The organism is Microbacterium sp. NPDC089189 (assembly GCF_040685095.1).
Taxonomy (GTDB): domain Bacteria; phylum Actinomycetota; class Actinomycetes; order Actinomycetales; family Microbacteriaceae; genus Microbacterium.
In genome coordinates, this window is sequence record NZ_JBFBHG010000016.1 from 44,849 (window position 1) to 68,308 (window position 23,460).

22 protein-coding genes and 3 tRNA genes are annotated in these 23,460 nt (G+C 68.3%); 16 read left to right on the plus strand and 9 right to left on the minus strand.

Features of this window, described 5'->3' with window-relative positions:
* Window positions 1-4 precede the first annotated feature (4 nt).
* From AB0N73_RS10665 to AB0N73_RS10675, 3 genes are all read right to left on the minus strand, one after another.
* Window positions 5-2,557, minus strand: a complete 2,553-nt coding sequence (locus AB0N73_RS10665) for a DEAD/DEAH box helicase family protein (RefSeq protein ID WP_363563208.1) — start codon at window positions 2,555-2,557, stop codon at window positions 5-7.
* Window positions 2,557-4,674, minus strand: coding sequence for a DNA methyltransferase (locus AB0N73_RS10670; protein ID WP_363563210.1), 2,118 nt, complete (start codon window positions 4,672-4,674; stop codon window positions 2,557-2,559). Before AB0N73_RS10670 ends, AB0N73_RS10665 begins: the two co-directional genes overlap by 1 nt.
* A gap of 171 nt (window positions 4,675-4,845) precedes the next feature.
* A complete protein-coding gene (locus AB0N73_RS10675; protein WP_363563212.1) occupies window positions 4,846-5,397 on the minus strand; it encodes a hypothetical protein in 552 nt (183 codons plus the stop codon).
* Window positions 5,398-5,552: 155 nt separating this feature from the next.
* On the opposite strand from AB0N73_RS10675, the gene AB0N73_RS10680 reads away from it, so the two are divergent.
* Entirely contained in the window at window positions 5,553-5,951 is a 399-nt protein-coding gene (locus AB0N73_RS10680) for a plasmid replication, integration and excision activator (RefSeq protein WP_363563214.1), read from the plus strand.
* Window positions 5,951-7,369 carry an FtsK/SpoIIIE domain-containing protein gene (locus tag AB0N73_RS10685; protein WP_363563216.1) on the plus strand — a complete coding sequence of 473 codons (1,419 nt, stop codon included), beginning with the start codon at window positions 5,951-5,953 and terminating at the stop codon, window positions 7,367-7,369. Before AB0N73_RS10680 ends, AB0N73_RS10685 begins: the two co-directional genes overlap by 1 nt.
* Before the next feature lie 573 nt (window positions 7,370-7,942).
* Here AB0N73_RS10685 and AB0N73_RS10690 read toward each other — a convergent pair.
* Window positions 7,943-8,389, minus strand: a complete 447-nt coding sequence (locus AB0N73_RS10690; RefSeq protein ID WP_363563218.1) for a zinc ABC transporter ATPase — start codon at window positions 8,387-8,389, stop codon at window positions 7,943-7,945.
* Window positions 8,390-8,566: 177 nt separating this feature from the next.
* Between AB0N73_RS10690 and AB0N73_RS10695 the strand changes: the two genes are divergently transcribed.
* Window positions 8,567-9,376: a TIGR02391 family protein gene (locus AB0N73_RS10695; protein ID WP_363563220.1), complete on the plus strand. Its 810-nt coding sequence runs from the start codon at window positions 8,567-8,569 to the stop codon at window positions 9,374-9,376.
* A 466-nt stretch (window positions 9,377-9,842) separates the two neighbouring features.
* On the opposite strand, the gene AB0N73_RS10700 is transcribed toward AB0N73_RS10695, so the two are convergent.
* From AB0N73_RS10700 to AB0N73_RS10715, 4 genes are all read right to left on the minus strand, one after another.
* A complete protein-coding gene (locus tag AB0N73_RS10700) occupies window positions 9,843-10,100 on the minus strand; it encodes a hypothetical protein (RefSeq protein WP_363563222.1) in 258 nt (85 codons plus the stop codon).
* A gap of 309 nt (window positions 10,101-10,409) precedes the next feature.
* Window positions 10,410-10,482, minus strand: a tRNA-Phe gene (locus tag AB0N73_RS10705).
* Between the two features lie 80 nt (window positions 10,483-10,562).
* Window positions 10,563-10,636, minus strand: a tRNA-Asp gene (locus AB0N73_RS10710).
* 27 nt (window positions 10,637-10,663) lie between these two features.
* Window positions 10,664-10,736, minus strand: a tRNA-Glu gene (locus tag AB0N73_RS10715).
* A 222-nt stretch (window positions 10,737-10,958) separates the two neighbouring features.
* Here AB0N73_RS10715 and AB0N73_RS10720 point away from each other — a divergent pair.
* A complete protein-coding gene (locus tag AB0N73_RS10720; RefSeq protein WP_363563224.1) occupies window positions 10,959-12,350 on the plus strand; it encodes a peptidoglycan DD-metalloendopeptidase family protein in 1,392 nt (463 codons plus the stop codon).
* An 82-nt stretch (window positions 12,351-12,432) separates the two neighbouring features.
* Here AB0N73_RS10720 and AB0N73_RS10725 read toward each other — a convergent pair whose 3' ends face one another.
* A complete protein-coding gene (locus AB0N73_RS10725) occupies window positions 12,433-12,966 on the minus strand; it encodes an inorganic diphosphatase (RefSeq protein ID WP_363563226.1) in 534 nt (177 codons plus the stop codon).
* A gap of 91 nt (window positions 12,967-13,057) precedes the next feature.
* Between AB0N73_RS10725 and tilS the strand changes: the two genes are divergently transcribed.
* From tilS to panC, 12 genes are all read left to right on the plus strand, one after another.
* Complete coding sequence (gene tilS, locus AB0N73_RS10730) at window positions 13,058-14,086, plus strand: tRNA lysidine(34) synthetase TilS (protein ID WP_363563228.1); 1,029 nt, start codon at window positions 13,058-13,060, stop codon at window positions 14,084-14,086.
* A gap of 9 nt (window positions 14,087-14,095) precedes the next feature.
* Entirely contained in the window at window positions 14,096-14,647 is a 552-nt protein-coding gene (gene hpt / locus AB0N73_RS10735) for a hypoxanthine phosphoribosyltransferase (protein WP_363563230.1), read from the plus strand.
* 145 nt (window positions 14,648-14,792) lie between these two features.
* Window positions 14,793-16,799 (plus strand): ATP-dependent zinc metalloprotease FtsH, encoded by a 2,007-nt coding sequence (ftsH, locus tag AB0N73_RS10740; protein WP_363563294.1) that lies wholly within the window; start codon window positions 14,793-14,795, stop codon window positions 16,797-16,799.
* 9 nt (window positions 16,800-16,808) lie between these two features.
* On the plus strand, window positions 16,809-17,399 hold the full coding sequence (gene folE, locus AB0N73_RS10745) for a GTP cyclohydrolase I (protein WP_363563232.1): 591 nt from the start codon (window positions 16,809-16,811) through the stop codon (window positions 17,397-17,399).
* Between the two features lie 11 nt (window positions 17,400-17,410).
* Window positions 17,411-18,202, plus strand: coding sequence for a dihydropteroate synthase (folP, locus tag AB0N73_RS10750; RefSeq protein WP_363563296.1), 792 nt, complete (start codon window positions 17,411-17,413; stop codon window positions 18,200-18,202).
* Window positions 18,199-18,567, plus strand: a complete 369-nt coding sequence (gene folB, locus AB0N73_RS10755; protein ID WP_363563234.1) for a dihydroneopterin aldolase — start codon at window positions 18,199-18,201, stop codon at window positions 18,565-18,567. Before folP ends, folB begins: the two co-directional genes overlap by 4 nt.
* Complete coding sequence (gene folK, locus AB0N73_RS10760; protein WP_363563236.1) at window positions 18,564-19,094, plus strand: 2-amino-4-hydroxy-6-hydroxymethyldihydropteridine diphosphokinase; 531 nt, start codon at window positions 18,564-18,566, stop codon at window positions 19,092-19,094. The genes folB and folK overlap by 4 nt, the downstream gene beginning before the upstream one ends.
* Window positions 19,091-19,582 carry a DUF3180 domain-containing protein gene (locus AB0N73_RS10765; protein WP_363563238.1) on the plus strand — a complete coding sequence of 164 codons (492 nt, stop codon included), beginning with the start codon at window positions 19,091-19,093 and terminating at the stop codon, window positions 19,580-19,582. Before folK ends, AB0N73_RS10765 begins: the two co-directional genes overlap by 4 nt.
* Entirely contained in the window at window positions 19,527-20,129 is a 603-nt protein-coding gene (locus tag AB0N73_RS10770; RefSeq protein WP_363563240.1) for a PH domain-containing protein, read from the plus strand. The genes AB0N73_RS10765 and AB0N73_RS10770 overlap by 56 nt, the downstream gene beginning before the upstream one ends.
* On the plus strand, window positions 20,126-21,856 hold the full coding sequence (locus AB0N73_RS10775; protein WP_363563242.1) for a PH domain-containing protein: 1,731 nt from the start codon (window positions 20,126-20,128) through the stop codon (window positions 21,854-21,856). The genes AB0N73_RS10770 and AB0N73_RS10775 overlap by 4 nt, the downstream gene beginning before the upstream one ends.
* On the plus strand, window positions 21,853-22,572 hold the full coding sequence (locus AB0N73_RS10780; protein ID WP_363563244.1) for a DUF2520 domain-containing protein: 720 nt from the start codon (window positions 21,853-21,855) through the stop codon (window positions 22,570-22,572). The genes AB0N73_RS10775 and AB0N73_RS10780 overlap by 4 nt, the downstream gene beginning before the upstream one ends.
* Window positions 22,569-23,417 (plus strand): pantoate--beta-alanine ligase, encoded by an 849-nt coding sequence (gene panC / locus AB0N73_RS10785; protein ID WP_363563246.1) that lies wholly within the window; start codon window positions 22,569-22,571, stop codon window positions 23,415-23,417. The genes AB0N73_RS10780 and panC overlap by 4 nt, the downstream gene beginning before the upstream one ends.
* The last annotated feature ends 43 nt before the right edge of the window (window positions 23,418-23,460 follow it).

The window sequence follows — 23,460 nt, forward strand, 5'->3', positions numbered from 1 at the left end:
CTTGTTAGTACGCCACAGCCGCACGATCGTACGCGAACCGGGCATCCGACTCATCAAGCACCTTCGCGCGCACGTCCGCAAGCTTAAAGTCGAGGACTCGGAGCTTCCCGTCGATCCGGCTGATCGCTTCGATGCGATGGAAGTGTTCGCCGTAAGCCTCAGCGAACCGAGCCATGCCGTGCAGCTTCCACGCCGCGTCCGGTAGCCAGTGTCCGTGCGGATCGACGATACTAGCGCGCACACCCTCGTCGGAGCCCGTGAAGAACAAGAAATCCGGCCGCAGAGTACGCCAGTCGCCGTGTGAGTCGCGGTACGCGATGCTCATCGAGTCGCGCCCGCCTGTCGGGTTCCGGTACCAGTCGAGCGCGCCATGACGCGCCATCTCGGTGTCGAGAACTTCGATCTCGTCGGGGTTCAGCTTTCCTACGGGGAACATGCCCTCGGCATCCGAGAGCAGGTGGCGCGCGCGTCGCTCAAGAAGCTGCTCCATGCCGCTCACAGCTCGCCTTGTTTCCTCCTGGCGATTTCTCGGGAGAGCCATCGAGATCAACTGCGGATCGGTGCTCATGGCGGTGATCTCTGCGTAGAGGCTCTGCCGTGACTCGGGCAGGCTCTTAATTGCGACGCGGTATTTGGCCAGCCACTCCTTAGATATGGCGTCGGCCTCCTCGTCGAGCTTTGCGCGTGTCTGCGGCAGCATCGCGAGTGCAGCGACCCGCACATAAGCGTCGCGATAGTCATCCTCGTCATCGGCGTCGGCCGTGAGGTGCTCGATGTAGCTGCGCGCTACGTCAGGCGTGATTGTTCGGGCGCCGCTCCGGTAGGAGTCCTGGATCGCGCGGTCATCCGCGGCCTCGGTCCAAGACTCGTCACGCCGCATGCCGTGGCGAGCCTGGCCGCGCACGGTGCCACCGGCGACCGTGAGCACGTCCTCTCGCGCCTTCGCGAGGTCCTTGGCGTACTGGGCCGCCAAGCCGTTGAGCACGCCGTGCAGTCGCTCGTGAGCGATCTTGCCCGCGTCTGGGACAAACCCGTCCGCTGCGAGGGCATGGGCGAGCGAGGTGACCCGCTTGATCGGATTCGCGTGCTTCCTCGGCAGTGTCTCTGCGGGCAGCGATTGGAATAGCTCCCAGACCTCGTCGGGAACTGCATCACTGGGGGTCATGAGTTGCGGGTCGACGAGCACACGCTGGCCTGTGTCGCCGCCACCCGTGAGGTCATTGCCCATGATCTTCTCCAGCACAAGGCTGGCCGTCGCTTTGCTGAACTTCGGCAGGATGCACTCGACGCTGTTGAGCAGGTCGTCGCCCTCGATGCGTCGCGCTAGAGGCGTGCGGATCATCCGTCCTAGCAGCTGGGTGATGTGGGTCTCGTCCTTGGCGGAACGGAACGACACCATCACCTCTGCACGTGGGCAGTCCCAGCCCGTGCTGATTGCGTCCTTGGCGAGCAGCACGCGGACGTACGAGGCGTCCTGCACCCGCTCCGGCGAGATGTAGGGCACGCTGTGCATTCCGAACGTCTGCGCCGTGTGGTCGCCGAAGACATGGGCGATCGCGTCGGACTCCAGCTCCGGCCACTCGTCGCGGATCACGTCGATGGCCGAGGCTACTTCGTCGGCAGCGGGCTTGTTCGGCACCTGAAGCACCATCAGCGGCTTAATCGGTTCTGCGCCCTGCTCGGCGGCATAAGCAGCCCATGCGTCGGAGAGTGCCTTCACCTTGCGCACACCGCGGCGCAGCAGCACGGTATTGAAATCGCCGGTTTCCGCCGGGAAGTCAAGCACGATGTCGTCCTTCAGGAGACCCGACTCCTGGATGCGCACGGGGTCCACCTGAATCGTACCGAGGTGCACGCGGTTCGACTGGACCTCTGCCTCTGTCATCGCCGCTTCGAAGCGCTGCACGGTCGCGGAGATGCCCCACACAATCGGCACCGGCGGAACGCCACTGTGGCCGTTGATGAGGCGCCTCACGATGGTCGGCGTGTCCGACGGGCGCTTGCCCATGCCTCGGTGAGCCTCGTCGAGGACCATGTAGAGCGTCAGGCCGTCGTCCTCGATCGTGCTCCGCAGTGTGTCCCAGAACGTGAACGGCACGGTGTCGGGGTGAGATTGAACGCCGTCGAGTGTGTTCGTGTCGTCGTAGCCGCGCACCAGGAGGCTGTTGCGCGAGAGCTTCGACGTGTTCAGGAAGTAGACATGGCCCGGCAGCAGCTTCGGGTAGCGGAACGGGTGCTCGACTGTCACAAGCCTGTTCCGCAGACGGTCAGACGCCTGCTCAAGCCTGTGGCGCGTTTGCTGGTTCAGGGCGGGATCGTCGCTGAACCACAGCACCACGGCGCCTTCATCGGGCACAACGTCAAAGTCGTCGCTGCCCCAGAACATCGCCTCGATGACGGCAGCGGCCATGACAGTCTTGCCGGCCCCGGTCGTCGCGGTCAGGGCCACGGAGGAGACGCGCTTGCTTGCGCTGCGGTAGAAATCCCGCGCCGAGGCGAGCTCGCGCAGAGTGTCGCCGACGGCATCGGCCTGGTAGTCCTTCAGCGTGAAGCGCATCAGATGTCACCCGTGCTCTCGCAGTTGCGCAGATAGTCCTCGTAGAGGCGCACAGTCTCGATGCCGGGGATCTCGCTTGCGACCTGCTGGTAGCGCCCGTCGTCGTCGGTGACGACGTAGGCGATTCTGATGCCCTCGCGACGCTGAAGCTCGGTGACGAAGTCGCTGGCAAGGTCGAGGTCCTTCAGGATGCCGTAGCTTTCGGCCACTGCCCAACCGTTCTCGATGGAGTCGATCCGCTCTCCGATGGCGCCAGCTCGCAGCCAAAGCATCGGTGCAATTGCGGCGAACGCCTTGTCTGCCTCGACCATCCACGGCGACTCGTAGCTCAGGGTGAAGAACGCTGCGTTCTCCTCGAAGCCGTCGGCCATCGGGAAATCGTCGACGAACTTGTAGTCGCTCTTGATGGGGTCGCCGTCAGGCGTCTCTCCTGTGAGCGCCGCGCGGATGCGGGGCTTCGTGATGTAGTCGCAGATGCCCCACTGTTCCCACTCGGGGTCGCCGGGTCGTAGCTTCTGCTTGCGCAGCTTTGTCTGCTCCTCCGCGGAGACTTCGTTGTTCGTCACTGAGATGCACTGGCGTCGTCCGTCGTCCTGCTTGTTCAGGCGCATCACGGCGTGAGCTGTAGTGCCAGAACCGGAGAAGAAGTCGAGGATGACTGCATCTGGCTTGTCGGCCACGAAGAAGCGCAGGGCGTCTTCGACCGCATAGAGAGACTTTGGGAACGGAAATCGGCGCTTGCCGAGTAATGCCGAGATGAGGTTCGTGCCACCGAGCTCCGCATTGTGAGATGGGGTGTTCCAAACACGTTTAGGGATGACTCCTTTGGCGCTGTTGTAGACGCCGACCACGGCCCCGTCGTCATCGCGACCGGTAATCCCGATGCGACCGTCCTCGACCGCGTCGACGGTTCCGCCCGGCAAGTACTGAACAGATACGTATCTCGAGGCGGGCTTGTAGTTTCGAGCCCTGAAGTATCCCCGAGCCAAGTATTCACGAGCCGTTTCAGGAGTGATTCCCCAAAGTCCTTCCGTGCCATCAGGAAGCAACGGCCACGCGGCAAACGTGCCCGTCGGTGACGAGACCATGTGCCGATCCACACCGGACGCGATGGGATCGCCGATCGACTGGACATACCCAGTCGATTCATCGATGAAGACCGGATAGAACTGATTCGGTCGCGCGCCGCGTCTGGCGGTCGGTTCGCGCCTGCGCAGACCCAGCCAACTGATGGGCTTTCCGATTTGCGATGATGCAGACCTGCTGTCGTCCAGCATGTTGGACTCACCGAGGCCCACTTGCTGTTCACCGATCCGCACGACGAACAGGTACTCCTCGACGCGGGAGAACTGACCCGCTCTAGCTACGCCCTTGGCGCTGATAACCGAGGTGATCATCTCGATACTGGCTTCGGGAAACGTCTGCTCCAGTAGTAGGCCGAGCCGCAAATACTCCTTCTCGTCGATCGTGACGATCAGGACCGAGTCCTCGGGCTTCAGTAGTCGCTTTGCGAGCTTCAGTCGGCGCTCCATGAACGCCAGCCACTTCGAGTGACGGTAGAGGTCGTCGCCCTCGACGTAGTCGTTGTTGTATTTCCAGTCGCGGGAGCCGGTGTTGTAGGGCGGGTCGATGTAGATCGCGTCGACGGAGTTCTCGTGCGTGAACGTGAGCAGCTCAAGCACGTGGAAGTTCTCGCCGTTGATCACCGTGTGGAACGGCTTGTCGCCGCCTCGCTCCACCACGCCGTCCGGCCGGAGGCCGGGGTAAATGCGGTCGCGGAACTCCGCGACGAGGATCAGGTCCTCGACCGTCACCGACTGCGCATCGCGGTCCTCACCGTTCGGTGTCGAGACCTCGGCGATGCCGCCGTTGATCGAGTCGACCTGCCAGAGGCGCTGGTCGCCACGCTCGGCCGAGCCCCGGGGTGGGAGCACACGGACCTTGTTGCCCTTGCGGATGCGATGCCCTGCCAGTTCGACCGCCTCGGGCGCGTGACGCTCGAAGTTCAGGCCGAACGGCAGCCGCTTCTGAAGTGGCCGGATCTCGTCATCGAGATCCTTCGCGAGCTTCGGATCGAGCTGTTCCAGCGTGCGCAGCAGGTCAGACAATCGTGACACCGGCGCTCCTTTCGGTCAGACCACTGAGGTGCGCCAACGTTAGAGGCGCGAGTTGTGGGGTGGGTGCGGCCGAGGAGCGCCCGGACCGCAGCGGAGCGAGGACCGGACGCACCGCAGCGCTGCGCGCACTCCGCCGGCCGGAGGCCGGCCTTGAACGAGTAAAGAAAGTTCTCACAGCTCTTCGTCGCCGAGGTCCTGCAGAGCGCGGCTTGTAGCGCGGGCCTTGTCTGCGGCCGGCAGCCAGGGCTGGAATCCTCGCTCGGCCTCGGCGACTTCCATCGCGCGGTCGAGCGCTTCGGAGATTCCGCGAAGGTCCTTGAAGCCAAGCGCTCGGATGCCCGTGCGAATCGCGTCGAGGTCTGGCTCCTCGGAGAGCAGAGCCTCGATCGCCTCGACGGTCTTCGGCGTGTATCGCTTCGCAAACGACTGAGTGATCGCGCCCTGCATGGCGGCGAGTTCACCGATCGGAGGCTTCGGCTGATGGAACTTGTGCGTGTAGGCGTTGAAGACGCTTCGGTAATCGCGGGTCGCACGATCGGCAGCTTCCGCTGCCCATGACATCTGCAGGAACGCGTCGTCATGGTTCCGCGGAGTCGCGCCGCCGACCTTTTGAGTGTCCATGACGTCGACGCCTGCCGCTGCTCGCTCCTTGAGTCGCTGCAGCACGTTGCGCACGGGCTCGGGAACGACGCCCCACATCGGCACTGCCGGCAGATCGTTCACGTTGGCCCTCCCACGCCTCCGAGCTTACTCGTGTGCTGTTTTTCGTCGCAGACAGACACGAAAGGTGGTGAGTGAGAAAAAAGTTGACTGGATGAGCAAAGAAGTGCAATGCTGTTGCCGTGAGCGAAACGTTCACCAGTTGAGAGGAACTAGCAATGGCAATCCAGTCAGCAATCCCGGTCAACTTCGAGGCTTTCTTCCCGCGCGGCGCGTTCGTCGTGGGCGAGGTCGAACCCATCGTCAAGTGGTCCGACGACGGCGAACGGCAGGGGCAAGACCTCGACAAGAACTCCGGCCACCCCCTCTGGCAGGTCCGCGTTATCGACGCCGACCCCGATGCGCGGAAGGGGCAGGGCGAGGTCACGGTCAAGATCGCGAGCATCTCCGAGCCCCAGCTGCCGCCCGAGCTCAACGGGCTGCCGTTCCGCCCGGCCGTGTTCGAGGGACTCACCGTGACGCCGTACGTCAAGGAGGGGCAGGGCCGCCCTCGCGTTGCCTATTCACTCCGGGCGCGCGAGATGAAGCCGGCGCCCAAGCCGCGGGGTGCCGAGTAATGCGATCCGCCCTCCCGCGAGAGTTGCGCAGCTGGGGCGACGAGATCGGCCTCCTGTTCCGCCGCTGGTGGTGGATCGCCGCGCTCGTCCTGATCCTGTCGTGGTTCCCTCCGGTGCCGGCCGTGCAGGTCGCGTTCACCGTCGGATGCCTCGCGGTGGCCGCCCTCCTAGGTCTCTGGTTTGCGACCACGGCGCGTCGGATGCCCCGACGGTCGGATGAGAAATGGAAGCGCGACGTCTCTCGCAACGTCCTCTCGAGTTGGGCTGCCGTCGCAACGAGAGTCGGCCTCGGCGTTCAGGGTTCCACCACGAACGGTGCGGTGGTCCCTGCGATCAGTAGCCCTGTTTGGGACGGCTGGACATGCGTCGTCGGTGTCGCCCTCCCACAGGGCCTCGGTCGCGAGCATCTACAAGCTCAGGCCGACCTCCTCGCACAGGCGTTCGCGGCCCGCCGCGCGACCGTTCACGGCGAGCAGATCGGTGCGCTGGTGCTGCGACTCGAATACGCCGATGCGCTCGAGCATCCGTTCAGCCTCGAGCTGCCTGCTGCTTGGGATGGGAAGACCGTTGCCATGGGCAAGGATGCAACCGGCTCGCTGTGGTCGCTGCGCCTCGGACCCCACACGCTCGTCGCCGGCTCATCTGGAAGCGGCAAAGCCTCACTCGTCTGGGGGCTCCTCCTGGGGCTGGCCGAGCCGATCCACCGTGGCCTCGTCGAGGTCTGGGGGATCGACCGCAAGGGCGGAATGGAGCTCGCCCTCGGTCGCGCGTTGCTGACACGCTTCGCTGCCGACGCTGAGCGCTCGGTCATCCTTCTCGAGGATGCCGTAGCCGCGATGCAGCAACGCGCGAACGAGCTCGCAGGCAAGACCCGGCAACACACCCCGAGCACCGAGAGCCCGACGGTCGTGGTGCTGATCGACGAGCTCGCTGCCCTCACCGCCTACGAGACCGATCGCGATCTGCTCCGGCGAGCCAATGCCGCACTCGCGACGCTCGCCTCTCAGGGGCGGGCGGTCGGGTTCATTGTGTTCGCCTGCCTCCAAGACCCTCGAAAGGAGACGCTGCCAGCCCGGGGCCTCTTCACGCAGACCGTCGGACTCCGCCTTCGCGACCGCATGGAGACCGCGATGGTGCTCGGTGATGGGGCAGTCGCTGCGGGTGCTCGCTGTCACGAGATCTCGCCCGCGACCCCCGGTGTCGCGTACGTGTTGCCCGAAGACGGCAGCCCTCCGGAACGTGTTCGTGCCGGCGTGATCACCGACGACATGATCCGTCACGTCGCGTCCCGGTTTGCCGCACCGCGGCGGATCCCTGTCGTCATCCCCGAAGCGCCCGCGCCGGAAGAGCGTCAACCCCGCCCACCTCGTGCGCCGCGGACCCAGCGGCGTAGCTCTCGGAAGGAATCAGCATCATGAAACGACTTCATGGCTTCGCCTCTGCCCTCGTCGCTGGCGCCTGCGCCGCACTGGCGACGCCGCCGTCAGGGAGCGCATCCAGAGAATAGAAGGCGCCACCAACTCGTGGGAGTCGCGGTAGCTAGTGCCATCGACGACAGTCGTGAGATGGCGGGCCGTGCTCTGGTCCGGCTCGCCGACGAGGGGGCCACAGGGCCCGGCAGCGAAGCCGAGACTCTGGCTGAGCAGGTCGGCCAACACTCTGCCATCGCCAAGGGACTAGAGCGGTACCGTCGCGACTCGCGTCGAACAGGGCGGGACCGGAGGGCTAACAGATGGCCGAACCAACGACCGCCATGGACCTTGTGCGTCAGGCTCAACACGGAGAGATCTCGGTCGATGAGCTGATCGCCGCGTTGCTGGTGGGAACTCCGCGACAACAGCTTCGAGGTGGTCACATACGCGTTCATCATCGATCTGATTGACGAGGAGCAGTACAGCCGCATATACAGCTACGTCGAGGCAAGAGGCAGTGGCGACGGCGCCGCGGGAGGGTAGCCCGTTGTGCCCGAGCGACCTCGTCGATGATCGTGTTTACAGGCCTTCCAGATCGACACCGAAGCGTTCGGCGACGTTGCTGAGGGATTCGGTTGGCAGATCCCTCCGCTCCCGCGCGACCCGCCGAGCCCCCCGCCCGTCAATCGCATCGGCCAAACCATCGAGCACGGTGTGGACGTCTGTACCTTGGCTCTCCGCAAGCTTCGAGATCTCCTTCGCGGCATCCTCGAGGGTGTAGAGCCGTTGCCACGGGTGCTCGCCGTGACGTGCGATCGCGACCGTCTCGCGAGTGTAGGAGCGTGCGTCGCCGGCGACGAGCCACCGCTCTTGACCCTCAGCGTTGAGGAAGAAGTCGACGATGCACTCTCCGCAGGGCATCTTGTGCACGCCGGGTTCTGTCGGCGCGCTCTCTGTGGCATCGGCGATCATCTTCCGGATGATGCCGTCCCAGTCCTCGTTCTGACCCTTGTCGTCCTTGTGCACCTCCCGGTAGCGAACCGGCAATCATCTCACTTTCTGTCCCGAGCCGTCTAGTGCCGGGGGATCTCCGGGCCCGGATAGCACCGGGTACTCGCGAGTGCAGGCTCGGGACTCCTGCCAACGCCCAGCTCGACGGTAGACTCCGGCACTCGTAAACCAGGGACTAGGAACGGGACGAGCGTGGGCGATACGACCGAAGAACCGATGCGGGTGACCCTGGCCGGAGTTACGTCGGTGGCCGTCGACGCTTTGAACAAGATGTCACCATCGGAACTTGGGCTGCTGGTAGCCAGGTCGATGCTGGACTCAGGCAGAAACGAGTGGTCGGTCCCGAACTATCGCGCCTATGCAGAGGCAAGCATCCGAGAACAAGTCCCGCGCATCGGGGGACGTCGGGCGATGCCTCGCGAGTACGAAGAGCTGAACCTCTCGCAGGTACTCGCAGACGCGTTTGGCTGGTTGCTGTCGCGGGGTTTGCTTGGCCCGGCCGCGGAGAACAGTAGCGCAACAGGCGAGTATCGACTGACTTCAGCCGGACGCGCGGCGGCGGAATCGGGCGACGTCGGACCCGCTGAAGCGGCATATCGGCTGCATGCAGACCTGCATCCTGCGCTGCTTGAGGCTCGACTGCTCTTTGAGCGGGGAAGCTACCAAACCGCAGTCTTTGCGGCTACCCACCAGGTCGAAGTTCGCGTCAGGGATCTCGCTAACTACGGGCCGGACAGCTATGGCGTTGTGATGATGAGGAACGCCTTCAATCCCGACACAGGCCCCCTCGCCAGCGCCGGCGTTCCAGCCGAGCGTCAGGCGATTCAGTCCTTGTACGCGGGAACCATCGGCGCCTTCAAGAACCCCGCAAGCCACCGGATTGTTCACTTCGACAATCCGACGGAGGCGGCGGACATCATTCATCTGGCCGACCTGCTACTCCGTATCGCCGAGCGGTCTGCATCGGAACTGGTCTCCGGCGACGTGCCCTCCACGGACTAGGTGAAGAGAGCGCGCCCGTGGGATGACGTTGACTTTCGGGGGACGGGCGTCCCGGTTGGGCATCTCTCGAGCAGTGCACCGGCGGAGGTAGTCAGTGCGCGTTGTGCAACAGAGACTCGTCGCTGTAGCCGGAGTCAAACAACTTCGGTGTTCCCAGGGGCGTCACCCAAGTCACTCGAAGTCGTACTCGTGCAGTGCCTTGTGGCGGTATCGGAATCGCCTGCGCGAGGCGCTGGGCAACAGCCCACTCGACCGATGTTCGTTCCGACTCGACTGCGAACTTGCGTCGATCCGCAAGCGTCGGTATCTCCAGATGAAATTCCTCCCGCCCGGCCACACTCATCGGTGGATTAGCTTCGACGTCACCCTCGAAGAAGAACTGAGCGACGACATCGTTCGCCGGGCTCTTGCCGATGTTCTGGATGATGACGTGGTGGCTCTGAGCCGCGCTATCCCAGCGCCACTCCTACGCGACATCCGAACGTTCCGTATCGCGAGCTGCCTGCTGATTGATGGTGCCGTTCGCGGTCTCGGCAATTCTGTTGGCCTCGTTCGCGATCTCGTTCGCCTTTTCGGCGATCTTGTTCGCCCCGATCGCGGCTGCTCTAGCTCTGCGCGCTTGCACTAGCCCCACGATTCCGACACTAAGACCGGCGGCTCCGAACAACAGCGCTACGGCGACGCTGATCACCGTCGCCAGGGCCGTGAGTTCGTCCGCATCCACGGTCGAACACTAGCGACAGAAATTCTGGCTGCGGTGCCGAGAGAGTCGTTTCCTCCGATAGGCGACGATTCCTAGACGCGTCACCGTGCGAGTTCAGGTGCCAACCGGCCCCAGACCGGCCCAACCTACTCGGCAGGCGTCACCTGCGTCATCGATCGGAGCGTCTCATGTCGCTTCGCTCGGTCGAACACGCGGGGTTCCGATTGCTGGAGAACCTCACCGAAACCTGCTCGCACCAGTGCAAAGCAAAACCCCCGCCATGTAGAAGCTAGGCGAGGGTTTCTGGGATGACTGTAACGGTCATCCGTGTGGCTCCGACGGGCGTCGATCCCGTGACCTCACGATTTTCAGTCGTGCGCTCTACCAACTGAGCTACAGAGCCGCGCGGCATCCGTATCGCGAACGACGCGATGCCGCGTGCTAAACGAAAGGCCCTCTCGAAAAAGGGCCCGTCGCTCAGAGCGACCCTGACGGGACTTGAACCCGCGACCTCCGCCGTGACAGGGCGGCACGCTAACCAACTGCGCTACAGGGCCATGCGTATTTAATTGTATCCGGTTGTGTGACCCCAACGGGATTCGAACCCGTGCTACCGCCGTGAAAGGGCGGCGTCCTAGGCCGCTAAACGATGGGGCCGGATGAACCCGAGGGGCTCACGCTTACCGAAGAGCAAGCATACGCATGCTCCGCACAAATCGCCAATCGGGATCGGCTCCGCCCGCGCGTCGGTCGTGGACAGTGGTGCCGGACGGGGAGAAGATGGCGCGGGCGCACCCGCATCCACATCCGAGAAACCGTTGCTTCTGTGACTGATGTTGTTACTGTTGTCTGTGTTGCGCCGGTGAACGAGGGGCATTCGTGACTGCCGAAGATCTGTATCAGGCGTCGGAGGACTGCGATTGCGCTCCGACCCCCCGCGAGCGACGGTTCTTGTGGCCCGATCTCTCGCGCCGAGCCGCTATCGGCGTCGGAGCCCTGGGTGTCGTCGGGCTCGCCGCCATCGCCGGTCCGCTCGTGCCCCGCGCGTTCGCGATCGAGGGCTACCCGTCGTGGGACGACGTGCAGCGCGCCAAGAACAACGAGGCCGCGAAGAACGCCGAGATCTCTCGCATCGAGGGCTTGATCGCCCAGCTGCAGGCCGACGTCGCCAACAAGCAGGCCATCGCGCAGACGAAGTCGGACGAGTACTTCGCCGCGCAGCAGGCGTTCTTCGACGCCTCCCAGCGCGCCACCGACCTGCAGACGCAGGCCGACAGCGAATCCGCCAACGCCACGAGCGCCGCCAACAAGGCCGGCCGCGTCGCCGCTCAGCTCTACCGCACCGGTGGCGAGGACGCGTCGCTGCAGCTCTTCTTCGCGGGCTCCGCCGCGGGCGCCGACGACCTGCTCGAGCGTCTCGGCACGATGGACAAGCTGCTCGATCGCAACCAGGCCGTCTACGCCGATGCCGTCGCAGCGCGGAACCTGGCCCAGGTCCTCTCCGACCAGGCCAAGTCGGCCCGCGAAGAGCGCGACAAGCTGCAGCAGGCCGCAGACATCGCGATGCAGGAGGCGCAGGCCGCCGCCGACGCCGCGCAGGCCGCGCTCGACGCGCAGACCGCGAACCTCGGTACCCTCGAGGCGCAGCTCGCCGCGCTCAAAGACACGACGGCCAAGACCATCCAGGACTACCAGGCCGGTGTCGAGGAGCAGAAGCGCCGCGACGAAGAGGCCCGCCGGGCAGCCGCTGCGGCAGCGGCCGCGGCTGCCGCAGCCGCCGCCGAGGCCGCCAAGAACAACCCCCCGCCCTCCACCGGCGGCGGTGGCGGAGGCGGTGGAGGCACCGGATCCGGCTCGGGATGGGTGCGCCCCGCGGGCGGCAACATCACCTCCGAGTACGGCCCCCGCTACTCGCAGTGCGGGCCCAGCTACTGCGCCAGCAGCACCCACTACGGCACCGACTTCGGCGCCGGATGCTGGGGCAACATCTACGCGGCTTCGTCGGGCACCGTGAGCTTCGCGGGCCCCAACGGCGGTTACGGCAACTTCGTGCGCGTCGAGCACGGCGGCGGCATCGCCACCGGCTACGCCCACATCGTCGGCGGCGGCATCCGGGTCTCTCGCGGCCAGTGGGTCAACGCCGGCCAGGTCATCGCGAGCGTCGGCAACACCGGCAACTCGTTCGGCTGCCACCTGCACTTCGAGGTCTACGTCAACGGCAGCCCCACCAACCCGCGCCCCTTCATGGCCGCGCGCGGCGTGGGGTTCTGACCCGCGCGACACCCGTTCTACGCAACGAGAGAGGGAGCGGATGCCACCGGCATCCGCTCCCTCTCTCGTTTGCGAAGAGCGCTCAGAGCGTGTTGGGCGCAGCGCCCTCACCCTGGGTCTTCGTCTGACCCTCGTGCTCCTCGAAGCGCGTGAACGCCTCGCCGACCAGGCGCTCGGCCTCGGCGGCGTTCGCCCACTCGTCGACCTTGACCCACTTGTTGGGCTCCAGGTCCTTGTAGTGCTCGAAGAAGTGACCGATCTCGTTCTTGGTCCACTCGTCGATGTCGTCGACGTCCTGGATGTGGGCCCAGCGCGGGTCCTTCGCCAGCACGGCGACGACCTTGTCGTCACCGCCGGCCTCGTCGCTCATCTTCAGCACGGCGACGGGCCGCACCTTGGCGAGGACTCCGGGGTAGATGTCGCGGTCGAGCAGCACCAGCACGTCGAGCGGGTCGCCGTCCTCGCCGAGGGTGTTCTCGAAGAACCCGTAGTTGCTGGGGTAGCCCATGGGCGTGAACAGCACGCGGTCCAGGAACACCCGCCCGGTGCCGTGGTCGACCTCGTACTTCACCTGGCTGCCGCGCGGGATCTCGATGACGGCGTCGTATGCGCCCATACGTGTGCTCCTTCGAAGGATGTGGGATGTCGCCCCCCAGCCTAGCCGGGGCCGTTGTTCCGCTCCGAGCGCGCACCCCGCCGCGGGTAGCGTGGGCGCTATGCGTCCCGGACTCGACCCCGCCACCGCCGAGCTCCGCCGGGCGGTTCGCGAGGCGCTCGCTGCGCGCGCGGGGGAGCGCGTGATCGTCGCGGTCTCCGGCGGCGCCGACTCGCTCGCCCTGGCCGCGGCCGTCGCGTTCGAAGCGCCCAAGCTCGACATCACGGCCACGGCGGTGACGGTCGATCACGGCCTCCAGGACGGATCGGACGCGGTGGCGCGCACCGCCGCCGGCGTCGTCCGCGACCTGGGCCTCGCGTCGCAGGTGGTGCGCGTCGCCGTGACCGCAGACGGCGACGGCCCCGAGGGGGCGGCCCGCGCCGCGCGGTACGACGCCCTCCGCGACGCCGCCCGCGCCGACGGCGCGCAGGCCGTGCTGCTGGCCCACACCCTCGACGACCAGGCCGAATCGGTGCTGCTCGGACTCGCCCGCGGCGCCGGCGCGACGAGTCTCGGCGGGATGCGGCCGGCCCGCGCCGACGGCGACGTCACCTGGCTCCGGCCGCTGCTCGGGGTCCACCGTGCGACCACGCGCGCGGCGGCGGCCGCCGCGGGGCTCGAGCCCTGGCACGACCCGCACAACGACGATCCGCGGTTCGCCCGGGTGCGCGTGCGGCACGCGGTGCTGCCGGTGCTCGAGCGCGAGCTCGGGCCGGGCATCGCCGAGGCCCTCGCCCGCACGGCCGAACAGCTGCGCGAAGACGCCGAGGCGTTCGCCGAGATGATCGAGGAGACGATCGAGGACATCGTCGAGCCCGCGGAGGCGGGCATCGCGGTGTCGGTCGCGGCCCTCGCCGCCAACCCGGCGGCGCTGCGCCACCGCATCATCCGGCACGTCGTGGCCAGCGAGTTCCACGTCTCGCTCACCCGGGTGCAGACCCTCGAGGTGGCCCGACTCGTCACCGACTGGCACGGGCAGGGCCCGCTCGACCTGCCCGGATGCCGGGCGCACCGCGAGAGCGGCCGCATCGTGTTCACCGCGGCGGTCGACCCGGATGGTGCCGCGGACGACGCCGCTTAGACTCGAACCATGCGCGCAGCGGACATCGCCGACGACCTCACGACCGTTCTGGCGACCGAGGAGCAGATCCTCGCGAAGCTCGAGGAGATCGCGGCCCAGGTCGCCGCCGACTACGAGGGCAAGGACCTCGTCCTCGTGGGGGTGCTGAAGGGCGCCATCATGGTCATGGCCGACTTCTCGCGGGCTCTCCCGGTGCTCGCCCCGATGGACTGGATGGCCGTCTCGTCGTACGGCACGGGCACGCGCTCCAGCGGCGTGGTGCAGATCCGCAAGGACCTCGACACCGACATCCACAACAAGCACGTGCTGATCGTCGAGGACATCATCGACTCCGGTCTGACCCTCAGCTGGCTGCTCGAGAACTTCGACGCCCGCGGCGCCGCCTCGGTCGAGGTGTTCGCGCTGTTCCGCAAGCCCGAGGCCGCCAAGGTGCAGGTCGACTGCCGGTACGTGGGCTTCGACATCCCCAACGAATTCGTCGTGGGCTACGGCCTCGACTACGCAGAGCGCTACCGCAATCTGCGCGATGTCGCGGTGCTCGCGCCCCACGTCTACTCCTGACGCGCCGCCTACCCGGCGAGCCCGGCGGGCGGCGCACTGTACGCCGTGGGCGAATGCACAGATCCCGCATAGCGAGCCCGCGCTACCCTGAAACGACCGCCTGGGAGGCGGTATGTCGACGAAAGGGCCGGGGGCCGCCCCGCACATGGACTTCAAGAAGCTCTCGCGCAACCCGCTCATCTACGTCCTCGTGATCGGGCTCTTCCTCATCGTCGGCTTCTCGCTGATCTCCAGCCTCGGCGCCGCGAAGCAGATCACCACCCAGCAGGGACTCGAACTGCTCAGCGGTGACACCGTCGTCGAGGCGACCAACACGGACGGCGACCAGCGCGTCGACCTGAAGCTGTCGTCGGCCTACGAGGGCGCGACGGACGTGCAGTTCTACTACGTGGGCGCCCGCGCAGACGAGGTCGTCTCCGCCATCGACAGCGCCAACCCCAGCGACGGCTACAACGACATCGTGCCGCGCGCCACCTGGTTCGACGGCCTGCTCTCGCTGCTGCTGCCGATCCTCCTCCTCGGTCTCATCTTCTGGTTCCTCATCTCGTCCGCCCAGGGCGGCGGCAGCAAGGTCATGCAGTTCGGCAAGTCCAAGGCCAAACTCGTGAGCAAGGAGTCCCCAACCGTCACGTTCCAGGATGTGGCCGGCGCCGACGAGGCCATCGAGGAGCTCGAGGAGATCAAGGACTTCCTCAAGGACCCCACCAAGTTCCAGGCGCTGGGCGCCCGCATCCCCAAGGGCGTGCTGCTGTACGGCCCTCCCGGAACGGGTAAGACCCTGCTGGCGCGCGCCGTCGCCGGTGAAGCCGGTGTGCCGTTCTACTCGATCTCGGGCTCCGACTTCGTCGAGATGTTCGTCGGCGTCGGTGCGAGCCGCGTGCGCGACCTGTTCAACCAGGCCAAGGAGTCCAGCCCCGCGATCATCTTCATCGATGAGATCGACGCCGTCGGGCGCCACCGCGGCGCCGGCATGGGCGGCGGGCACGACGAGCGCGAGCAGACCCTCAACCAGATGCTGGTCGAGATGGACGGCTTCGACCCCAAGGTCAACGTCATCGTGATCGCGGCGACGAACCGCCCCGACATCCTCGACCCCGCGCTGCTGCGCCCGGGCCGCTTCGACCGTCAGATCGGCGTGGACGCGCCCGACCTGCAGGGGCGCAAGCGCATCCTCGAGGTCCACGGCCGCGGCAAGCCGCTCGCCGACGGCGTCGACCTCGAGGTCGTCGCCCGCAAGACCCCCGGCTTCACGGGTGCAGACCTCGCCAACGTGCTCAACGAGGCCGCTCTGCTCACGGCCCGCTCCGACGCGCAGCTGATCGACAACCGCGCGCTGGATGAGGCCATCGACCGCGTCATCGCCGGTCCGCAGCGCCGCACGCGCGTCATGCGCGACAAGGAGAAGCTGATCACGGCCTACCACGAGGGCGGTCACGCCCTCGCCGCGGCCGCGATGAACCACACCGACCCCGTCACGAAGGTCACGATCCTTCCCCGTGGCAAGGCGCTCGGCTACACGATGGTGCTGCCGCTGGATGACAAGTACTCGGTCACCCGCAATGAGCTGCAGGACCAGCTGACCTACGCCATGGGCGGCCGCGTCGCGGAGGAGATCGTGTTCCACGACCCCACCACGGGCGCGTCGAACGACATCGAGAAGGCCACCAACATCGCCCGCAAGATGGTCACCGAATACGGCATGACCACGGATGTCGGTCCGGTCAAGCTCGGCGCCTCGTCGGGCGAGGTCTTCATGGGCCGCGACATGGGTCACGGCCGTGACTTCAGCGAGCGCGTGGCCGAACGGGTCGACGTGCAGGTGCGTGCGCTCATCGAGCAGGCCCACAACGAGGCCTACCAGGTGATCAACGACAACCGCGACGTGCTCGACAAGCTCGCGCTCGTGCTGCTCGAGAAGGAGACGCTCGACCACCTCGAGCTCGCCGAGATCTTTCGCGACGTCAAGCGCCTCCCGCCGCGTCCGCAGTGGCTGTCGAGCTCGGAGCGTCCCGTGTCGGCGCTGCCCCCGGTCGACGTGCCGCGTCGCGCCGAGGCAGCATCCGTCGCGGCGCAGACCGAGGCCGACGCCACCGCGACGGCCCCGGCCACCCAGCGCCAGCCGTCCGGACAGGCGCGACCCGCGACCGCGTAGGCTCGGGCCGTGGGCCTGGACCGGATACGCATCGCCGCGCTCGTGCGTGAGCTGCTGACGGCGATCGGCGAGGACCCCGACCGCCCGGGGCTGACGCAGACCCCGGAGCGGGTCGCCGAGCTCTACGCCGAGATCTTCGCCGGCGTGGGCGAGGATGCCGCGGCGCCGCTCGCCCGCACCATCTCGATCGCGCGGGGACCCGCGCCCGAGACGCTGCCGTCGGGAGCGGTCATGCTGCGCGACATCCGCTTCCGCTCCGTGTGCGAGCACCACCTGCTGCCGTTCGCGGGTCGCGCGCACATCGCCTACCTGCCGGGCGAGCAGGTCGTCGGCCTCGGCGCGTTGCCCCGCGTCGTCGACATCCTCGCGGCCCGGCCGCAGGTGCAGGAGCGCCTGGGTGAGCAGGTCGCCGACACGATCGCGCACTCCCTCGACACCCGGGGCGTGCTCGTCGTGCTCGACGCCGTGCACGAATGCGTCACGATGCGCGGCGGGCGCCAGCCCGACGCGAGCACGGTGACCATCGCCGCGCGCGGTGAGCTGGCCGAGCCGGCGGCGCGGGCCGAGCTCATGGCGCTCATGGCGGGGAGGGCCGCGTGAGCACCCTCATCATGGGCATCGTCAACGTCACCCCCGACTCGTTCAGCGACGGCGGGCGGTTCCTCGATCCCGCTGCGGCCGTGACCCACGGGCTCACGCTGCTCGCCCAGGGCGCCGCGATCCTCGACGTCGGCGGGGAGTCCACCCGCCCGGGTGCTGCGCGCGTGCCGGTCGAGGTCGAGCAGGAGCGCGTCGTCCCCGTCATCCACGCCCTCGTCGAGAGCGGCGCGCGCGTGAGCATCGACACCATGAACGCGTCCACGGCGGCGGCGGCGATCGCGGCGGGCGCCCGGATCGTGAACGACGTCTCCGGCGGACTCGCCGACCCGGCGATGCTGGATGTGGTCGCCGACTCGCCCGCCGACATCGTGCTGGGGCACTGGCGCGGGCCGTCCGACCAGATGTACGCCGCCGCGCAGTACCGCGACGTGCGTCGCGAGGTCATGTCGGAGCTCATCGGCCGCATCGAGGCCGCCGCCGCGGCGGGCATCCCCCCGACGCGGATCGTGCTCGACCCGGGCATCGGCTTCGCCAAGCGCGCCGAGCAGAACTGGGACGTCCTGCGATCGCTGCGCGAGCTCGACGGGCTCGGGCCGCGCCTGCTCGTGGGCACCTCCCGCAAGCGCTTCCTGCGCGACGCCATCGGTGCCGAGCCGGAGGACACCGCACGGTTGGACCTCGCCACCGCCGTCACGAGCGCTCTCGCCGCGCGCGAGGGCGTCTGGGGCGTGCGCGTGCACGATGTCGTCGCGACCCGAGACGCGCTCGCGGTGGCGCGCGCCTGGCGCGGGGTGAGCGCATGAGCGACACGATCACCCTCACGGGCCTGCGCGGACGCGGGTTCCACGGCGTCTACGCCGACGAGAAGCGGGACGGGCAGGACTTCATCGTCGATCTGACGCTGCACGTCGACCTCGCCCCGGCCGCGCGCTCCGACGACGTGCGCGACACGGTGCACTACGGCGAGGTGGCCGACGACGTCGTCGCGGTGGTCGAGGGCGAGCCGGTCGATCTGATCGAGACTCTCGCCGCCCGCATCGCCGGCGTCGTCCTGGCGCGTCCCGCGGTGGCACGGGTGACCGTGACGGTGCACAAGCCGTCGGCGCCGATCACGGTGCCGTTCACCGACGTGAGCGTCTGCATCACCCGCGAGAGGGGTCAGCTGTGAACCGTCGTCTCGCGCAGGGCGTGGCCACCGGGCCCGCCGCATCCACGTCACCCACGACGGTCGTCATCGCCCTCGGCTCCAACCTGGGCGATCGGGCGGCGCTCATGGCCGCCGCCGTCGCCGACCTCCACCGCCTGCCGCTCACCACGGGCGTGCGGGTGGGGCCGATGATCGAGTCGGTCGCCATCCGCCTCGACGGTCCGGATGAGGACGCCCCCGCCTACCTCAACACCGTCGCCCTGGCCGAGACCCGGCTGGCGCCGTCGGTCCTGCTGTCGTTCCTGCACCGGATCGAGGCCGACCACGGCCGCGAACGCCGGGAGCGCTGGGGCGACCGGACGCTGGATCTCGACCTGATCGCCTACGGCGACGTGCGCAGCGATGCGCCCGAGCTGACGCTGCCGCATCCGCGCGCCGCGGAGCGGAGCTTCGTGCTGCGCCCCTGGCTGGCGCTCGACCCCCACGCCGTCCTGCCCGGCATCGGACCCGTGGCGGAGCTGCCGGCCGCCCGTGAGGAAACGTCATGAAGCGCACGAACCCCGCGGTCCTCGCGATCGCCGTCGTGCTGGGCGCGGGGGTGGGCTTCCTCGTCGACCAGATCCTCACGGCGAGCGGGCAGGCGACGTTCACGCCCGTCATCACCCTCCCGGTGCTGCTCGCCCTCCTCGGCGCGCTCGTGCTCGCGCTGGCGATCCCGGTGCGCCGCGCCAGCCGCGGCCGCTCCGCTCCCATCGACCCGTTCCGGGCCGTGCGCATCGCGATGCTGGCCAAGGCGTCGAGCATCGTCGGAGCGGCCATGGGCGGCTTCGCGCTGGGGCTCATGATCTTCCTCCTGACCCGCCCGGTCGTGCCGTCTGTAGGCTCGTTCGGGACGACGATCGCGACTCTCGTGGCGTGCGTCGCGCTGGTCGCCGCGGCCCTCACCGCCGAAAGCCTGTGCACCATTCGGAAGGACGACGATGACGACCAACCCGGTCCCGGGGATGTCGGGGGAGACCCCCTCGCCCCGATCTGACGCCGAGGCGCCGGCCGCGTCGACCCTCGATGAGGGCACGTTCGACGCGATCCTCGAGCCGCGACGGTCGGGGCTGTTCGTCGGAGACGGCCGGTGGCACCAGCTCGCCCGCGCCTACCGCACGGTGCAGATCCTCTCGCTCGCCGGGTCGTTCGTGCTCGTGGTCGCCGCCGCCGTGGTCGTGTCCCTCCTCACCCGCATGCCCTGGGTGTGGTTCGCCGCCGGCGCCGTGCTGATCGGCATCGTCGTGTCGCTGATCATCACGCCCCGGCAGATCCGGGCGTTCGGCTATCGGCTGCGCGAGGACGATCTGGTCATGCGCCGCGGCATCCTGTTCCAGCGGATCGTCGCGGTGCCCTACGGCCGGATGCAGCTCGTCGACATCACGCACGGTCCTCTCGACCGCGCGTTCGGCATCGCCCAGCTCAAGCTCGTGACGGCCGCCGCGACGACCGCCGTGGTCCTCCCCGGCCTCACGCAGGACGGTGCCGAGGAACTGCGCGATCTGCTGATCGAGGTCGCCGAGACGCGTCGGACCGGTCTGTGAGCCAGCCCGACGCGGAGGTGGTGCGTTCCTCGCTGAGCGACGGCGAGTGGCACCGGCTGCATCCGCTCACCCCATTGCTGCGGGGCGGACTGTTCCTCGTCGTGGTGATCGGCTTCGTGATCGCCAACCTGCGCGAGCGGCTGATCGAGATCTTCTTCCCGGCGCTCGACCCCGGCTTCAGCGGTGAGGTGCCCGCCGATCCGGTGGAGTACGTGCTCAGCCACGACCTCATCCTGATCGCCCTCCTCGTGGTGCTCGGCGCGCTCGTGCTGCTGATCGCCCTGTTCTGGGCGTCGTGGCGGTTCCACACCTTCCGCATCACGGGCGACGACGTGGAGGTGCGCAGCGGCGTGGTCTTCCGCACCAACCGGCGCGCTCCCCTCGACCGCGTGCAGGGCGTGAACCTCACCCGTCCGCTCGTCGCGCGCCTGGTGGGGCTGGCCAAGCTCGAGGTCGTCGGTGCCGGGCTCGACGCCAACGTGCGCCTGGAGTACCTGTCGACATCCAACGCCGAGCAGGTGCGCGGCGACATCCTGCGCTTGGCCTCGGGCCGGACGCTCGGCGCCGCGGCGGCCCCCGCCGGGCCTCCGGTGCCGTGGCGGCAGGGCGCCGTCGGCACGGTCAGCCGTGCGGTGGAGGGCCTCGTCGACGGCGTCGAGGAGCCCGTCGCCGAGCCGGAGTCCGTCGTCCGGATCCCGCCCGGCCGTGTGCTCGGATCGCTGCTGCTGCGCGATTCCACGCTGTACCTGCTGCTCGGCATCGCCGCGATGATCGTCGCCGCCTCGTCCGGCGTGGCCTGGGTGCTGTTCGCCCTGGTGCCGACGGTGCTCGGTTTCGTCACGTACACGGTGCGCACCGCGGCCCGTTCGCTCCGCTACGCGATCGCCCCCACCGACCATGGCGTACGCATCGTGTTCGGGCTGTTCACGACCGTCACCGAGACGCTGCCGCCGGGCCGGGTGCACGCCATCCAGGTGCGCCAGCCGCTGCTCTGGCGCGGGCCCGGATGGTGGACGATCACGGTCAACCGGCTCTCGGGCACGCGCTCGGGTCAGGACGCGACCGAGGCCTTCACCCGGGTGCTGCCGGTCGGCACCCGGGCCGACGCCGAGCGCGTGATCGGACTGCTGCTGCCCTGGCTCGACGACGAGGAGCGCGGCCTCGTCTTCACCGAGGGGCTCTTCGCCCCCGACGGAGCGCCGGGGTACACGACCACGCCGGCGCGGGCACGCCTGCTGCGCCCCCTCTCATGGCGCCGCAACGGCGCCGCCCTCACCGCCACCGCCCTGTTCCTGCGGCGCGGACGGCTGTCGCGCTCGGTGACGATCATCCCCCTCGCCCGCATGCAGAGCGTGGCGCTGCACCAGGGGCCGCTCGCGCGGCGACTCGATGTGGCCGACCTGCGTGCGCACACCGTCGCGGGCACCGTCATCACGGGCGTCGGCGTCCTCGACCGCACTTTCGCGCAGGACCTGTTCGCCGGGGCGGCGCGCGGGGCCGTGCGCACCGGGGCCACGGATCGTTCGCACCGCTGGTCGGTCGTCGACAGGGCGCCGGAGGGCGAGGCCTTCACGCCCGCCGCGGCGGAGCCCGCCGGCCCGGCCGCGGCACCGGACGTGCCCGCGGACGTCCAGCCCGGGGCGCATGCTCCCGGCGTTCCCGCGGATGCCGCGGCGGAGGCTCCCGCGGACACACTTCCCGAGTCGCCACGAAAGGACGACGCATGAATCGTGACGGACGCCTCGGCGTGGGCGTGATCGGTGCCGGACGCGTGGGACCCGTGATCGCCGCCGCCCTCGCGGGCGCCGGGCACGCGCTGGTCGGCATCACCCCGGGATCCGACCCCGACCGCGTCGACGCCATCCTTCACGGCGTCCCGGTCATCGATGCCGCCGAGGTCGCACGGCGCAGCGAGCTCGTGGTCATCGCCGTGCCGCACGGCGAGCTCGCGGGGCTGGTCGCGGGGCTCGCCGAGCTCGGCGCGTGGCAGCCCGGCCAGCTCGTGCTGCACACCGACCCGGGCTACGGCACCGAGGTGCTCGCTCCCGCGCAGGCGCGCGGCGCGATCCCGCTCGCCGTCCACCCCGCCATCACGTTCACCGGCACGACGATCGATCTGCGGCAGCTCTCGGCGTCGTACGCCGCGGTCACCGCGCCCGCCGCGGTGCTGCCCATCGCGCAGGCCCTCGCCGTCGAGATGGGATGCGAGCCCGTCGTCGTGCGTGAGGCGGATCGCCCGGCCTACGCCGAGGCCATCGCGACCGCCACCGAGTTCTCGCGGTCGATCATCGGGCAGGCGACGGGCATCCTCGCCGGCATCGGCGTGGAGAACCCGGGCGGGTACCTGTCGGCCCTCGTGCGGTCCACGATCGACGATGCGCTGACGCGCGCCGACCCGCGTGGCGCCGTGCCGCCGGTGCTCGGCGATACGATCGACGGATGATCCGCACCATCGCGGGCCTGCGCACCCGACTGGCCGAGGCCAGAGCCGCAGCCCCGACCGGTTCCCGTGTCGCGTTGGTCTCCACGATCGGCGCGTTGCACGACGGCCACATCGCCCTCATCCGCGCCGCTCGGGAACACGCCGACATCGTCGTGGTGTCGTCGTTCGTGAACCCGCTGCGCTTCGCGACGGCCGGCGAGGCGGCTGCCTACCCGCGCACCCCGGACGAGGACGCCGCGCTGCTCTCCGAGCTCGGCGTCGACATCGTCTTCGCCCCGGATGTGGCGGAGCTCCTTCCCGACGGACGCGTGACGACCCGTGTGGGCGCCGGAGACCTGGGGCTCCGGTACGAGGGGCGCACCCGGCCGTTCTACTTCGACGGCCTGCTCACCGTCGAAGCCAAGCTCCTTCAGATCGTGCGCCCGGATGTCGCCGTGTACGGTGCCCGCGACCGTCAGCGCGTCTTCCTCGTGCGCCGGATGGTGCGGGATCTCTTCTTCGACGTCGACATCGTCGAGGTCGACACCGTGCGGGGCGACGACGGTCTGCCCGTGTCGACACGCCTCGACGCGCTGGACGGCGCCGACCGTGCCGCGGCGGCCCTGCTGCCGCGCGCGCTCGCGGCGGCGGCATCGAACGCGGATCGCGACGTGGACGCCTGCATCGCCGCCGCTCAGTCGACCCTCATGGGGGAGTCGCGGATCCGGCTCGAGTACCTGTCGGTGGTCGACCCGTCCACCTTCCTGCCGGTCGATGAGGGCTACCGCGGTCCCGCCGTCGCACTCATCGCCGCCTCGATCGGCGAGAACCGCTTCATCGACAACGCCGACATCTTCCTCCGCTGATCGGGCATTTGCGCCTGTGGCGCCGGTGCTGCCGGGTGGGGCG

Excerpts from the sequence above, each read along its gene's own strand:
- folP (WP_363563296.1), top strand. The coding sequence starts at position 17,411 with ATGGGCATCGTCAACGTCACCCCCGACTCGTTCAGCGACGGCGGGCGG.
- hpt (WP_363563230.1), top strand. The coding sequence starts at position 14,096 with ATGCGCGCAGCGGACATCGCCGACGACCTCACGACCGTTCTGGCGACC.
- AB0N73_RS10665 (WP_363563208.1), bottom strand. The coding sequence starts at position 2,557 with ATGCGCTTCACGCTGAAGGACTACCAGGCCGATGCCGTCGGCGACACT.
- ftsH (WP_363563294.1), top strand. The coding sequence starts at position 14,793 with ATGGACTTCAAGAAGCTCTCGCGCAACCCGCTCATCTACGTCCTCGTG.
- AB0N73_RS10725 (WP_363563226.1), bottom strand. The coding sequence starts at position 12,966 with ATGGGCGCATACGACGCCGTCATCGAGATCCCGCGCGGCAGCCAGGTG.
- folB (WP_363563234.1), top strand. The coding sequence starts at position 18,199 with ATGAGCGACACGATCACCCTCACGGGCCTGCGCGGACGCGGGTTCCAC.
- panC (WP_363563246.1), top strand. The coding sequence starts at position 22,569 with ATGATCCGCACCATCGCGGGCCTGCGCACCCGACTGGCCGAGGCCAGA.
- AB0N73_RS10765 (WP_363563238.1), top strand. The coding sequence starts at position 19,091 with ATGAAGCGCACGAACCCCGCGGTCCTCGCGATCGCCGTCGTGCTGGGC.
- AB0N73_RS10685 (WP_363563216.1), top strand. The coding sequence starts at position 5,951 with ATGCGATCCGCCCTCCCGCGAGAGTTGCGCAGCTGGGGCGACGAGATC.
- AB0N73_RS10680 (WP_363563214.1), top strand. The coding sequence starts at position 5,553 with ATGGCAATCCAGTCAGCAATCCCGGTCAACTTCGAGGCTTTCTTCCCG.
- AB0N73_RS10780 (WP_363563244.1), top strand. The coding sequence starts at position 21,853 with ATGAATCGTGACGGACGCCTCGGCGTGGGCGTGATCGGTGCCGGACGC.
- AB0N73_RS10770 (WP_363563240.1), top strand. The coding sequence starts at position 19,527 with ATGACGACCAACCCGGTCCCGGGGATGTCGGGGGAGACCCCCTCGCCC.